This window comes from Nocardia inohanensis NBRC 100128 (assembly GCF_001612945.1).
GTDB lineage: Bacteria > Actinomycetota > Actinomycetes > Mycobacteriales > Mycobacteriaceae > Nocardia > Nocardia inohanensis.
In genome coordinates, this window is the sequence record NZ_BDBK01000012.1 from 28768 (window position 1) to 42174 (window position 13407).

Below are 13407 nucleotides of genomic sequence, written 5' to 3' on the forward strand. Positions count from 1 at the left end.
ATTCATGAACGGCGGAACGGATGGGGCAGTGGGCGAATCCGGGAGCGTCGCCGGTGCACTGGTGACCGGCGGCGGGGGTGATATCGGGCGCGCGGCGGCGCGGCGGCTGGTGGCGGCCGGACACCGGGTGATGCTCGCCGATATCGATGTGGATGCCGCCGAGCGGGTCGCGCAGGAGCTGGGTGCGCGGGCCACGGCGTTGCGTCTCGACCTCACCGATGCGAACAGCATTGCGGCCGTTGCGGATTCCGTGCGCGATGGCGTTTCCACCGTTGTGCAGTGCGCGGGGGCCGCGATCGTCGAACCGTTTCTCGGCAGCAGTATCGAGCACTGGGACCTCATGCATCAGGTCAACCTGCGCGGGCCCATGCTGCTCACCCAGCACCTGCTGCCGGCGCTTCAGCGATCCGGTTGTGCCCGGCTGGTTTTCGTCTCCTCCGACGGGGCTCGCGCCGGGGCCGCCGGGGAAGCCGCCTACGCCGCCTCCAAGTCCGGTCTCTTCGGGTTCGCCAAATCCCTGGCCCGCGAGGTCGCCCGCCATGACATGACCGTCAACGTGGTCTGCCCCGGACCCATCGCCGGGCGCCTGGTCGACCGCACCATGCGCGCGCATCCCCGCGATCTGGCGGCGCTCGAGAAGGCGATTCCGCTCAAACGCCTGGGCCGGCCGGACGAGGTCGCCGCCCTCATCGCGTGGCTGGCGAGCCCGGAAGCCAGTTACGTCACCGGCCAGCTGATCAGCGTCAGCGGCGGCATCACCATGCACTGAGGAGAGGTCCGATGCCCACCCATCCCATCGTCGACGCCCACATTCATCTGTGGGATACCGCCGCGCATTCCTGGTATCCGAAGCTGGGTGAGTTCGCGGCCGCCGCCGGTAAACCCGAGCTGGCGGGCAACTTTCTGCCCGCGGACTACGAGCGGGCGATCGCCGGGGCGAATGTCACCGGGCTGGTGCATGTCTCCGCCACGACGGCGCCGCGGGCCTATCTCGACGAGACGGCATGGGTGGAGAAGCTCGGCCCGACACTGAACCGACCAGTCGCCGTTATCGGCACGGTGGATCCGGCCCTCCCCCGCGCCGAGCTGCTCGCCGACCTCGAAACCCAATCCCGCTCGACATGTTTCCGCGGCATCCGCGTCTTCCAGGGCCTGTCCCCCAACACCCCCGCCGCCGATGCGATAGCGAGCTGGCTGCAAGACCGCGACGCCGTCTTCGATCTCGTCGCCCATCCCGGCAATATGCTCGACTGGATCGACTTCCTGGCCGGCTATCCGAAGCTGCGGGTGGTGCTCGAACACCTCGGCCTGCCCCAGGGGACCGATCCCGACCAGCGGACCGCCTGGCACAACGCACTCTCCTTGGCCGCCAAGGAAACCCCGTGGCTGTGCAAACTCTCCGGCCTCGGCATGATCTGCCCCGACCTCACCTGGCCGACCCTCGAATACTGGCTCGAAACCAGCGTCCAGCTCTGGGGTTGGCATCGTCTCGTGTTCGCTTCCAACATGCCGGTCGATTCCCGCGCGGGCACCTACACCGAACTGCTCACCACCGTCGATCGCGCCGTCACCGCCGACGCCACCGACCACGAAGCCGAACTCTTCTACGCCGCAACGGCATCCACTCTCTACGCCCTCTAACCCTCGGCGGCGGTCCGCAGGTCCGCCAGCCACGCCTCCAGCCCCATACCGAGGAACTGGGTGGAGGTCGGCACATCCGCCTCGACCTGCGCCCCGCTCCAGTTCTCCTCGGTACGCACCAGCACGCCGCCCGCCACCGGCGTGAACGTCCACACGTGAATCCCGCCGTCGATGCTCAACCCGTCACCGACCGCGGGCCCGCTCCACCGAATGCACCGCTGCGCGCTCATCCGGTGCACCGTCGAAGTGATGCTCAGCGTCGTCGCCGGGGTGGTGGGGCTGGCGGGAACCGGTGTGCTCCACCGGAATTGCGAACCCGGCCGCAACGCACCCGCATCCAGCCGCTCGATACCGCTGACGGCCGTCTGCCACGAAGGCCACCGCTCCACGTCCGTCTGCAAGTTCCAGACGGTCTCCATCGGAGCCTTGATCACCGCTTCCGTCCGGTAATGAATCGGTGCCGCCTGATCGATCCCCTCCCCGCCGCAGGTCAGCGGAGCCTCGTTCGCAGCGGGCCCATCAGCCACCGCGACACCCGAGGTTCCAGCCAGAACCGCCGCTGCCAAAACCATCCCTACCAGCATCTTCATCGTTCTCAACTCCTGTTTGATTATCGGTTATCGCTTGAGTTAGAAGGTATAACCATCTTGCGCGATATGCAAGAGCAAAAGTGATAACCTCTAACCAATCGGCAACGAAGCCCCCTCCTAGAAGGACGAGCCCATGACGGAAGCCCCCGCGAAAACCCCCCGCGAGCGGTATCGAGCCCAGATGCAAGCCGAGATCAAACAGGTCGCCTGGGATCAGATAGCCACGGCCGGCGCTTCCGCCCTCTCCCTCAATGCCATCGCCAAACAGGTAGGCATGTCCGGCCCCGCCCTCTACCGCTACTTCCCCAGCCGGGACGACCTCATCACCGACCTGATCCGAGACGCCTACCGCTCCCTGTCCGACACCCTGCACCAGGCCCGCACGGCAGGCGCCGACCTCACCGAACTAGCCCACTCCCTACGCGATTGGGCCCTGACCAACCCCCACCGCTACTTCCTCATCTACGGCACCCCCATCCCCGGCTACCACGCTCCCGCCGACACCACCGAGATCTCCGACCGAATAATGACCCTCCTGATCGAGGTCCTGGCCGAAACCCCTTCCCCCACACCACCTTCCCGCCGCGCCCTCGCATTCTGGACCCGCCTGCACGGCGTCCTCTCCCTCGAACTGGCCGGCCACTTCACCGGCATGCGAATAGACCCCGCCGGCCTCTACACCGAAGAACTCGACAGCCTCCTGCAATGACCTAACGATCAACCCCGGCAGGCGTCCAACGGGTGCGGCGGGGGATCCAGGCGGGGACGTTTCGGCGATAGGTCTCGTATTGGTCGCCGACGCAAGGCGTTCACCAGCAGGTTTGCCGCTCGGCGTGGCGATTCGGGCAAATCAGATAGGGGTGATTGCCGGTTATCGGCGATGAGCAAAGTGGTAAGCCAGCGCTTAGGACGCTTGACCAGTAGCTGATAAATTGCCAACTGCGTCAGACGGTTACACGAAAACGCTTGTTACACACAACAACTGGAATAGCTCCGGGGTGACCATTCACACACGCCCCGAAGGCCCGTTTCGGTTGATACGACTTTTTCCGGGCCGTAAAGTTACTCACCAGTTAGGCACGAAGGTGTTCCTACCTCGGCCCGACATTCTGTAAGGGGGCCGCTCAATCTACGTCCGCATCCACCGACGCATGTCGGACGAACACTGTTGGCTACCAACTGGTTCGTGAAAAGGAGGGGACGATGGTTTCCTACATCGTCACAGGCGGGACCGGATTCCTGGGACGGCGCGTGGTCGCCGGGCTGCTGGAGCGCGACCCGCAGGCGGTCGTGCACGCCCTGGTGCGCGAGGCGTCGGTCGCCAAACTGCGCGAGATGGCCGCGGGCTGGGGCGCGGAGGATCGGGTGTTCCCGCTGGTCGGAGACCTGACCGCGCCGGGCCTCGGACTCGTCGACGAGACGCCGAGCGCCGAGCACGTGGTGCACCTGGGCGCGGTCTACGATATGACCGCCGCCGAGGACGTCACCTACGCCGCGAACGTGCGGGGCACGCAGTCGGTCATCGACCTGGCGCGGGAACTGGGCGCGGTACTGCATCACGTTTCGTCGGTCGCGGTCGCCGGTGATCACAAGGGCAAGTTCTTCGAGGACGATTTCGATCTCGGCCAGAACTTGAATTCGCCTTATCACCGCACCAAATTCGAGGCCGAGAAGCAGGTCCGCGAGGCCGAGGGCCTGCGCTGGCGGGTGTATCGCCCGGCCATTGTGGTCGGCGATTCCCGCACCGGTGAAATGGACAAGATCGACGGGCCGTATTACTTCTTCCCCGCGATCGCCGGATTGGCCGCGCTGCCGTCGGAACTGCCGATGCCGCTGCCGAATCTGGGCGCCACCAATATCGTTCCGGTCGACTTCGTGGCCGCGGCCATGGTCGAGTTGATCACCAAGCCCGGTCTGGTGGGGCGCACTTTCCATCTCACCAATCCGCAGCCGCAGCCGTTCGGCGATATCTATGCCGCGCTGGCCCGGGCCGCGGGCGCACCGGCCGGGATCGGCACGGTCCCCGGCAGCAATACCGCACTGCATGCGCTCGGCGGCATTCCCGGTGTTCCGGCGGTGCGCGATTTCCTGCTGGAGCGCTTCGGCATTCCCGCCGAGGTTGCCCCGCACACCGCCTTCGAATCGGAGTTCGTCTCCGAATCGACCCGCGCGATTCTGCGCCCCGCGGGCATCGAGGTCCCCGAGTTCGCCGATTACGCGGACACGCTGTGGAACTACTGGGCCGACCATCTGGACCCGGACCGCGCCCGCCGCGGCGACGGTGACGGACTGGCCGGTCGCATCGTGCTGGTCACCGGCGCGTCCTCCGGTATCGGCCTGGCCACCGCGCACGCCGTCGCCAAGCGCGGCGCGACCGTGCTCATGGTGGCCCGCACCCCCGAGGACATCGAGGCCGCCGCCGCCCAGGTGCGCGCCGAAAGCGGTGCGGCACAGGCGTACACCTGCGACATCACCGATGAGAAGTCGGTGGAGCTGCTGGTCAAGCAGATGCTGGCCGACCACGGCCACGTCGACTACGTGGTGAACAACGCGGGCCGTTCGATCCGCCGTTCGGTGCTCAACTCCACCGACCGCATGCACGACTTCGAGCGCACCATGGCGGTCAACTATTTCGGCGCGGTCCGGCTGATCCTGGCGCTGCTGCCGTCCATGCGTGAACGCCGCTTCGGCCACTTCGTGAACATCTCCTCGATCGCGGTGCAGACCAAGGTGCCCCGCTTCGCGGCATACGTGGCGAGCAAATCGGCCCTGGACAATTTCAGCGAGATCGCCGCGGTCGAGAACGCCGACGCCGGAATCACCTTCACGTCGGTGCGCATGCCCCTGGTGCGCACCCCGATGATCGCCCCGACCGACCTCTACAAGTCGATCCCGGTGCACACCCCGGAGCAGGCCGCCGGCATCGTGGTGCGGGCGCTCGAACACCGCCCCAGCCGGATCGACACCCCCATCGGCACCTTCGCCCAGTTCGTCGACACCGTCATGCCGTCGGTGAAGCGCGCCATCCTCTCGCAAGGCTTCCGCATGTTCGGCGAGTCCAAGGCCGCGCACGGCAGCACCCCCGCCGACGCCCCGTCCGACGCCAAGCCCGAATCCCGTAGCCCGCTACTGGCATTGGCGCCGATCGTGCAGCCCCTCATGGGCCTGCCCTCCCCCGCCGCCCGCATCGCCAACAAGATCCCGGGCCTGCACTGGTAGGCCGTGATCCCGGCCACGGCCGAGTGCGAAGCTGAGGAACAGGGCTGCCGCACACAGCGATTCGGCCCGATGGGTATAACCCATCGGGCCGATGCCCCCGGACCGATCGGCGATCGCCCCTTCGAAATCTCGCCGATACCCCGGGGATTCAGGTGGCTTGCTCAGATGCGGTATGCCGCGAAGTTGGCTGCCGCGACGAAGCTGTCGGAGTAGGAGACGTGCGCGTAGTAGTTGGATCCCGACCCGCAGATGGGATCCCCACTGGTGCACCAGGATCCGGTGCGGCCGAGGTAGGCGCCGGGCACGCTCCAGCCGATCGCCTCCATGGGATCGCCGAAGAGCAGGATCGCCGCCACGTGATCGGCGAGGTAGGCCGGCAGCTGTGAGCGGTTCGGGTACCACGACACCGCGCCGGTGCCGAGGGCGGCGTGAATGACCGCCGCACCCTGTGAGTAGCCGACCAGGACGAAGGCTTGGCCGGGGCACTCGGCGGCCTGAGCGGTCAAGTGGGACACCAGATCCGAGCTGCCCCAGCCGAGGTTGAAGCTGTAGTCGGCGGGGTAGGAGACCGAGTAGGCGCTGGTCGTCCTGGGCAACCGGTCCTGCAAATAGCCGTACAGCTGGTTCCCGACCACGTCACCCAGCCAGCCGGGCTCACCGGTGCCCCGCGCCACCACCACATCCACCTCGGCACACCATTGCGCGTGTGCCGTTCCGGGTCGGAGCGGGATCAGCGCGGCCGCGATCATCAGCATGGTCGCGAAAACCCAAGTGCTACGCCATTTGCCAGTCGGCAGTACCTTTCGGTCGCCCATGTTCCTCACCTCACGCCGTTGTGAGAAGCCGGACGACTCTTGTCAGTGACAAGTGACACTTCATCCGGCCATGTGACCCAAGGTACGAACGGACCGGCGGGGCGGCAACGCATTCCAGTGAGAGATACCCAATCGCGGCCCAACCGTATCGATATGAAACTTGTTATCTACAAGCTACTTCGAGGCAACGGAATGGGATCCAACCAGTACATTCAGGTGCAGCGATCGGTGCGCAAAATGGAACCGGTTCCCATACTGTCTTGGTATGGAACGACTTACAGGGCTCGATGCCAGCTTCCTCTATCTCGAAACAGACACTCAACTGCTGCACGTATGCGCACTTCTGATAGTCGACCCGGCCGCCGACGGCGTGGAGTTCGACTTCGAGCGCTTCAAAGCCGAACTCGGCCGCCGGCTGCACTTGATTCCGGCCATGACCAGCCGCCTGCACCAGGTGCCGTTCAACCTCGATCATCCGGTGTGGGTGCTGGATCCGGACTTCGATCTCGGGTATCACGTGCGCCGCGCCGCGCTCCCCGCCCCGGGCGGTCGCCGCGAATTGTCCGATATCACCGCCGATATCGCCGGCCGGCCCCTGGATCGCCGCCGCCCGCTCTGGGAGATGTGGGTGGTGGAGGGCCTGCCGCACGGCAAGGTCGCGGTGGTCTCGAAGTACCACCACGCCATCGTGGACGGCATCACCGGCACCAATATGATGATGCACCTGTGTGATCTCGAGCCCGGCGTCAGCTACACTCCGCCCGCCGAATCACCTACTCCCGAAGCCGAACCCAGCGATCTCGCCCTCGCCGCCGAAGCGCTGCTGAAGTTCCCGGCCAAGCTCGGACTGGTCGGCATGGTGCCCAAGACCGTCGGCATCCTGGGCGGTCTGGTGCAACGCCGGCGCGGCAACGGCTCGCGCGGTATGCCGCTGCCGTTCACCGCCCCGCGCACCCCGTTCAATCGCGCGATCACCCCGCATCGCGCCGTCTCCTTCATCCAGTCGGAGCTGGCCGATATCAAGGAGATAAAGACCGCGTTCGGCGTCAAGGTCAATGATGTGGTGCTGGCCGTCGTCGGCGGATCGCTGCGGGCCTATCTGGAGAACCACGGCGAACTGCCCGAAACCTCGCTCATCGCTTCGGTTCCGGTGTCGGTGCACGACACCACCCGTCACGAAGCCGGCGTGAACCAGGTCTCGACCATCTTCGCCCGCCTCTACACCGATATCGCCGATCCGGTGGCGCGCATGCTGGCCATCGCCGAGGACAATCGCGGCGCGAAGGAGGAGCACAACCTGATCGGTGCGGACTTCCTACAGGATTGGGCGAAGTACGCCCCGCCCAACACCTTCCAGCTCGCCGCCCGCGCCTATTCCTCGTTCAAGCTCGCCGAGCATCATCCGGTGGTGCACAATCTGGTCGTCTCGAATGTGCCCGGACCCGACTTCCCCAAGTACTTCCTGGGCGTGCGGGTGTCCTCGATGTATCCGTTCGGGCCGGTCTTCCACGGCGCGGGCCTGACCGCCACGGTCATCTCCACCAACGGCAGTCTCGATTTCGGTTTCATCGCCTGCCGCGAACTCGCGCCCGATATCGACCAGCTCGCCGATGCCGTGCCCGAGGTCATCACCGAGCTGCTCAAAGCCGCCCGCGAAAAGCGCTAGACCCGCTCCGCCACCGAAGCGACGGCCTCGAGGAACACCGGGACAAAGACGTCCGCCTCGAGTGCGCAGGCCGCATGACCGGCCTTCGCCAGGAAGATCTCCGCTCCCGGAATCATTTTCGCCATTTCCAGCTGACGCCCCACCGGCAACGCCCGGTCCCGCGTGGTGATCAGCACCGCCGTCGGCACTTTCAGGCCCGGCAGCCATTCCGAGGAATCGAACCGCCCCAGCGCCACCAGCGATTGCGCCAGCGCCCAGCCGCTCGTGCTGCGCATCTCGCCCATCGCCCAGCGATCCATCCGGCCCACCGGCCAGGAGGACTCGGGCAGTTCGGTGAGTTTGTCCCGGCGCAATTCCGCACGGCGGAACGACCATTCGCTGAACGAGGTGGCGATCGCCGCCCAGCTGCGATGGAACGCGCGCTCGCGCCACTTCTCCTGGAACTTGTAGGTGGTGGCGGCCAGGACGATTCCGCCGACCCGGTCCGGATGCCGGTGCGCGGCCAGCTGCGCGACCAGCCCGCCCATCGAATAGCCCGCGAGAATGGGACGATCCACGCCGAGCGCGTCGGCCACGGCGATCACATCGTCCGCCAGATCGTCGAGATCGAAACGCTCCGAACGGATTCCGCGGCCGTGCCAGCGCTGATCGAACAGCACCACCCGGTAGTGCTCGCCGAGTTCCTTCAGGCACGGGAACCAGTTCAGCATGGCGGTGGTGGAGGCGCCGTGCAGCAGGATCACCGTCGGGGAGTCGGCGGCCGGGCCGGGCAGATCCACCACGTAGGTGCGACCGCGGCCGGCCAGCTCGACCATGGACCCCTGCGGGACCTCGGTCAACCTGGAGATTCGTGAGGACAGGCGGCGGCCGCGGCGGGGTTCGCCGGTCGCTGCGCGCACCGACCGCGCCATGCTGGGGTTCGTCATCGAAATGCCTCCCGACGTGCTGCTTCAACAGGCGGAAATGAAACACGTTCCACCCGATGATGCCATAAGCCGCCGGACTGGTCGCGGTGCGCTTCATTACGGTTTACAGGTGTGCGGGCCGCTCAACACCGTCGTGACCACCACCGGTGCGGGCGGCGGCGGGGTCTCGGTGACCGGCGCCGCGCCGGGCATGTCGTAGAGCCGAATTCCGGTGTAGCGCAACTGCCCCGGATCGACGGTAATGCCCGAGAGCAGCACTTCGTGGTCGTATTCGTCGATCACCAGGGCCGCGAACGGCCCCGGGCCGAGACCCGAAAGCGACCAGGTGTTGTCGTACCCGCGCCGCAGCGAGACCCAGTCGCCGCCGGCCTCCGGCCGCAAGGCCACCTGACGCAATGGGTTTCCGCTACCGCCGAACAGCAACCCCAGCCAGTCGGCGTTGGAACCCGATTGCACCCGGTAGTAGAGCTCGGGCGCGGGATTGGGGTCGCGGACCCGGCTGATGCGGATCGGCGCGACACCGTCCTTGGTATTGGCGATGGCTTCGAAAGCCGTTCTGCTCAAGTCGTATTGGTGCGGTGCGCACGCCGGGCAGCGGTCCACGATCTGCGCGCGGACGCTGCCGAGCGGACCGTCGATGTCCACATACGAGCCGCACGGCGCGGAACCTTCGTACTCCGTGGTGGGTATGCCGACGTAGTAGCCGTCCAGGGGCAGATCCGGCAGCGAACAGGCCACACCCTGACCGAACGCGTAGTAGCGCGCTTCACCGTGCTCGGGGGCGGGCTGCGTCGTCGGATTCTGCTGCGTGGTAACCGAACTCGGCGGGGTGGTCGCCGGTAGCGTGACCACGGTGGTGGTGGGCGGCGCGGCGGTGCAGGACGCCGGTACCGGCCGCATCATCCAGCTCACCGCTCCCACCACGACGAGTCCGGTCAGTGCCGTCCACAGCCAGGGTCTGCCAGAGCGGACCTCTTCGTGTCCCGTGCGGTGCATGGCCGCTCCCCAACCTCCGAATTGATGTTTGCTGCAACGATGCTGACTGCTATCAGGAAAGCAGCCGGACCGGTCGCACCGGACTCGAATCGGAAACTCGAAAGCAGAGAATCGGCGTGTCACCGGCGTGTCCTGGATTCGAACGGAACCGGATCCGGCTTCGTATAACCGGGTACCTGCCCCCTCAGGAGACGCCCACCATGACCCAGCTCGCGCCGTTCTATCGACAAGTCCAATCCCACTACGACCTGTCCGACGAGTTCTACGCGCTGTTCCTCGACCCGTCGATGACCTACAGCTGCGCCTTCTTCGCCGACGACCGAATGACCCTGGAGGATGCCCAGCGCGCCAAGATCGACCTCTCGCTCGGCAAACTGCGCCTGCAACCGGGCATGACCCTGCTGGACATCGGCTGCGGCTGGGGCGCGACCGTGCTGCGCGCCGCCCAGCAATACGACATCCGGGTCATCGGCCTCACCCTGAGCCGCAACCAGTACGAGCACACCCGCGCCCGCATCGCGGCCCTCGGCCTCACCAATGCCGAAGTGCGCCTACAGGGTTGGGAAGAATTCGACGGCACCGCCGACCGCATCGTCAGCATCGGCGCCTTCGAGCACTTCCGCAAAGAGCGCTACACCGAATTCATGACCCGCTGCCACCGCATGATGCCCGCCGACGGCCGCCTGCTGCTGCACACCATCATCGGCCGCACCCTCGCCGAACTCCGCGCCGCGAACATCCCCGTCACCCGCGCCGACGCGCTCTTCCACATCTTCATGAAGCGCGAGATCTTCCCCGGCGGCCAACTCCCCCAAGCCGACGAAGTCCCCCGCCTCGCCACCGCCGCCGGCTTCCACATCCAGCGCATCCACTCCCTGCAACCCCACTACGCCCGCACCCTCGACCAGTGGGCCGCCGCCCTGCGAACCAACCGCGACCGCGCCATCGCCCTCACCTCCGAAGAGGTCTACGACCGCTACCGCCGCTACCTCACCGGCTGCGCCGACTACTTCCGCAGCGGCCACCTCGACGTCATGCAGTTCACCCTCGTCAAATAGCCCGAAGGCCCGCGAATGCCGGATATTCGCGGGCACTTCCGTTTACCTCACGGGACATAGAAGGTGGCGAACCCGGGGGTGGTGGTGCCGCCGCTGGCGGGGGTGAGGATGAGGGCCAGCTGACCGGGGCCGGGGGTGAAGGTGGTTTGGGCGGGAATGCCGTTGAGGCCGTTGGAGAGTTGGGTGGTGCCGGTGACGCCGGTGGTGAGGTTGAGCCATTGGACGGTGGAGGAGATGTAGCAGCCCCAGCCGCCCGGCTTGCCGCCGGCGATGGTGACGGTGCCGGGGAGGGCGCCGACTACGGCGACGCAGTTGCCGGGGAAGGCGTCGAAGCTGCCGTTGGGGTTGCCGAAAGGGGCAGGGTTTATTTGGAAGGGGATGACCGCGGGGTCGGCGCCGGCGATCGCGGCGGCGGGGAGGGCCGCGGCGGCCAAGGCGGTGGTGGTGACGGCGAGCTTACGAGCGAAATTCATGCGTGAACTCCTGCGACGTTGGATCCCGAGCCGAACCCGGTCGAGGATACCGACTGTTTGCTCCGGGTCGGGTTATGGCTCGGCGCCCAGTGCGGTGCGCAGGAAGTCGACCAGCTGGGCTCGGACGCGATCCTGGGTGAGGCCGTCGGATCCGGCGCGCAGGGCGGACATGAGGGCCGAGACCAGGACCGAGAGCAGGACCTCGCCGGCGGTGTGGGCGTCCAGGGCGGGGTCCAGGAAGCCTTCTCGGATGCCGTGATCGACCTTGACGACGGCTTGCTCGCCGTAGCGGCGGGCATTCTGGATACAGCGTTCGATGACGCGGTCGTCGATCGAAGAGGCTTCCAGCAGTAGGAAATTCACCAGGCCGGGCTCACCGGCGACCAGGTCGTAGCAGCGGTCGATGACGCGGGCGTAGCGGGCGCAGAAGTCGGCGAGGGAGTCGGCGGCGGTATCGCCTTCGGGGCCGAGCAGCCGGTCCTTGATGAGGTCGAAGGCGTGATCGATGACGGCGTCGAGGATGTCGCGTTTGTTGTCGAAGTAGTTGTAGAAGGTGCCGTGGCTGACGCCCGCGGCGACGGCGATGTCGTCCACGCCGACGCCCCGGAAACCACGGGTGGTGATGAGGTCGTAGGCGGCCCGGACCAGGGCGGTGCGGCGGGCTTCGGCGCGGGCCGCGCGGCGGGTGGCGGGTTCGGTATCGGTCATCAGGCGACGCCCCGGACACGCAGGGACTTCTCCAGCAGGACGAGGACGGCGGCGGTGCTGTGGGCGCGGATCGCCGGATCGCCGGCGCCGCGCAGTTCCCGCATCATCCAGGGCAGCACCAGCATGAGGATGGTGTGGGCGAGCACCTCGGCGTCGATATCCGCGCGGATCCAGCCGGCGTCCATGCCCCGGGTCAGTTCGGCGGCGACCAGGGTGGCGGCCATCGCCTCCAAACCGAAGAGCCGCTGCGACAATTCGGCGTCGATGGCACCCGCCTCCACCAGCAGCAGCCGCATGAACCGCGGATCGCGTTCGATCAGGTCGTAGACGCGCTCCATGCCCGCGCGCACCCCGTCCAGCAACTCGGGCACACTGGACGCGGTCCCGACCAGCAGGTCGATGCGGAGTGAGTCGAGGAACTTCTCGACGCCGAAATCGATTACGTGGTCCAGGATTTCACGCTTGCTGCCGAAGTACCGGTAGATGGTGCCCTGCCCGACCCCGGCGCGCGCGGCGACCGCGGAAATCGCGGTGGCCCCGTAACCCTGGGCGGTGAACACCTCGTAGGCGGCTTCGATGATCTGCCGGCGCCGCCGCAGCGGAAGCTGTTGCTGCGGCGGCCGGCCGGTGCGCGGGCTTATTTCGCGGCCCCGCCCTTCGTCTCGGTGACATCCTTCGGGCCGTAGTCGACGACCAGCCACTCGCCGCCGCTCTTGGCGACGGTGACGGTCAGCAGATTGGGTTTGGTCGCGGCCTCGGCCTGCTGGATGTTCTGGGTGCGCTGGGTGGCGAAGACGGTGACCGCGTACTGGTCGTTGCCCTTGGCCTCCACCGAAGTGCCGACCACGGTGCCGGTGGCGACGACCTGGGCCTCGGTCATGATCTTGGTGAGGGTGTCGTGGACATCGTTGTAGCGCTTGGTCAGCGCTTCGGAGGTGCCGCGCTGGACGTTGTCGAAGAAGGCGGGCATGTTCTTGTAATCGTAGGTCAGCGAGCGCAGGGTGTAGTCCTTGGCGACCTCCGCGGCGCGATCGCGGTCGGCCTGGGCGGTGCGGGTGGTGTCCAGATCGCCGGCGGCGCGGTACCAGCCGACGCCCAGCACGGTCGCCAGGACGGCCAGCGCGGCGGCGGCGCCGATCAGCAGCGGGTAGACGCGGTCCCGGAATCCCTTGGCGGACATCGTTTCCCGAGTGGGCATCGGCGCGGCCGCAGGCGCGGGTGCGGCGGGCGCGGTCGCGTGCTTTTCGAGCACCACGGGTTCCACGGTGGCCTCGGCGTTTTCGGTGGTTTCCGGAGTCTTCTCGGTGTCAATCAT

The 13407-nt window shown here is 66.9% G+C and carries 14 protein-coding genes; 6 read left to right on the plus strand and 8 right to left on the minus strand.

Going from position 1 to position 13407, the window contains the following annotated elements; all coding sequences use genetic code 11:
* Positions 1–28 precede the first annotated feature (28 nt).
* Entirely contained in the window at positions 29–769 is a 741-nt protein-coding gene (locus NI1_RS22740; protein ID WP_218026810.1) for an SDR family NAD(P)-dependent oxidoreductase, read from the plus strand.
* 11 nt (positions 770–780) lie between these two features.
* Positions 781–1641 carry an amidohydrolase family protein gene (locus NI1_RS22745; RefSeq protein WP_067824479.1) on the plus strand — a complete coding sequence of 287 codons (861 nt, stop codon included), beginning with the start codon at positions 781–783 and terminating at the stop codon, positions 1639–1641.
* Here NI1_RS22745 and NI1_RS22750 read toward each other — a convergent pair.
* Positions 1638–2231, minus strand: coding sequence for an SRPBCC family protein (locus NI1_RS22750; RefSeq protein WP_218026811.1), 594 nt, complete (start codon positions 2229–2231; stop codon positions 1638–1640). The genes NI1_RS22745 and NI1_RS22750 overlap by 4 nt on opposite strands.
* 133 nt (positions 2232–2364) lie before the next feature.
* Here NI1_RS22750 and NI1_RS22755 point away from each other — a divergent pair, with 133 nt between their 5' ends.
* Both NI1_RS22755 and NI1_RS22760 read left to right on the plus strand, forming a co-directional pair.
* The gene (locus NI1_RS22755) at positions 2365–2940 is read left to right on the plus strand and encodes a TetR/AcrR family transcriptional regulator (RefSeq protein WP_067824480.1); all 576 of its coding nucleotides are present in this window, start codon (positions 2365–2367) and stop codon (positions 2938–2940) included.
* A gap of 494 nt (positions 2941–3434) precedes the next feature.
* Complete coding sequence (locus NI1_RS22760) at positions 3435–5450, plus strand: SDR family oxidoreductase (protein ID WP_067824482.1); 2016 nt, start codon at positions 3435–3437, stop codon at positions 5448–5450.
* Between the two features lie 161 nt (positions 5451–5611).
* Here NI1_RS22760 and NI1_RS22765 read toward each other — a convergent pair whose 3' ends face one another.
* Positions 5612–6265, minus strand: coding sequence for a cutinase family protein (locus tag NI1_RS22765; RefSeq protein ID WP_084523568.1), 654 nt, complete (start codon positions 6263–6265; stop codon positions 5612–5614).
* Between the two features lie 265 nt (positions 6266–6530).
* On the opposite strand from NI1_RS22765, the gene NI1_RS22770 reads away from it, so the two are divergent.
* Positions 6531–7931 (plus strand): WS/DGAT/MGAT family O-acyltransferase, encoded by a 1401-nt coding sequence (locus NI1_RS22770; protein ID WP_067824484.1) that lies wholly within the window; start codon positions 6531–6533, stop codon positions 7929–7931.
* Here the strand turns inward: NI1_RS22770 and NI1_RS22775 are convergent.
* Together NI1_RS22775 and NI1_RS22780 are read right to left on the minus strand one after the other, a co-directional pair.
* A complete protein-coding gene (locus NI1_RS22775; protein WP_245663368.1) occupies positions 7928–8857 on the minus strand; it encodes an alpha/beta fold hydrolase in 930 nt (309 codons plus the stop codon). The genes NI1_RS22770 and NI1_RS22775 overlap by 4 nt on opposite strands.
* A gap of 96 nt (positions 8858–8953) precedes the next feature.
* Complete coding sequence (locus tag NI1_RS22780) at positions 8954–9853, minus strand: expansin EXLX1 family cellulose-binding protein (protein WP_067824485.1); 900 nt, start codon at positions 9851–9853, stop codon at positions 8954–8956.
* Positions 9854–10053: 200 nt separating this feature from the next.
* On the opposite strand from NI1_RS22780, the gene NI1_RS22785 reads away from it, so the two are divergent.
* Positions 10054–10911: a cyclopropane mycolic acid synthase family methyltransferase gene (locus NI1_RS22785; protein WP_067824487.1), complete on the plus strand. Its 858-nt coding sequence runs from the start codon at positions 10054–10056 to the stop codon at positions 10909–10911.
* Positions 10912–10958: 47 nt separating this feature from the next.
* Here the strand turns inward: NI1_RS22785 and NI1_RS22790 are convergent, their stop codons facing one another.
* The 4 genes from NI1_RS22790 to NI1_RS38540 all read right to left on the minus strand — a co-directional run bounded on the left by NI1_RS22790 (position 10959) and on the right by NI1_RS38540 (position 13407).
* Positions 10959–11384: a hypothetical protein gene (locus tag NI1_RS22790; RefSeq protein ID WP_067824488.1), complete on the minus strand. Its 426-nt coding sequence runs from the start codon at positions 11382–11384 to the stop codon at positions 10959–10961.
* Between the two features lie 72 nt (positions 11385–11456).
* The gene (locus NI1_RS22795) at positions 11457–12092 is read right to left on the minus strand and encodes a TetR/AcrR family transcriptional regulator (RefSeq protein ID WP_067824489.1); all 636 of its coding nucleotides are present in this window, start codon (positions 12090–12092) and stop codon (positions 11457–11459) included.
* Positions 12092–12793, minus strand: coding sequence for a TetR/AcrR family transcriptional regulator (locus NI1_RS38535; RefSeq protein WP_169815616.1), 702 nt, complete (start codon positions 12791–12793; stop codon positions 12092–12094). The genes NI1_RS22795 and NI1_RS38535 overlap by 1 nt, the downstream gene beginning before the upstream one ends.
* Positions 12730–13407 (minus strand): Rv1363c family protein, encoded by a 678-nt coding sequence (locus NI1_RS38540; protein ID WP_169815617.1) that lies wholly within the window; start codon positions 13405–13407, stop codon positions 12730–12732. The genes NI1_RS38535 and NI1_RS38540 overlap by 64 nt, the downstream gene beginning before the upstream one ends.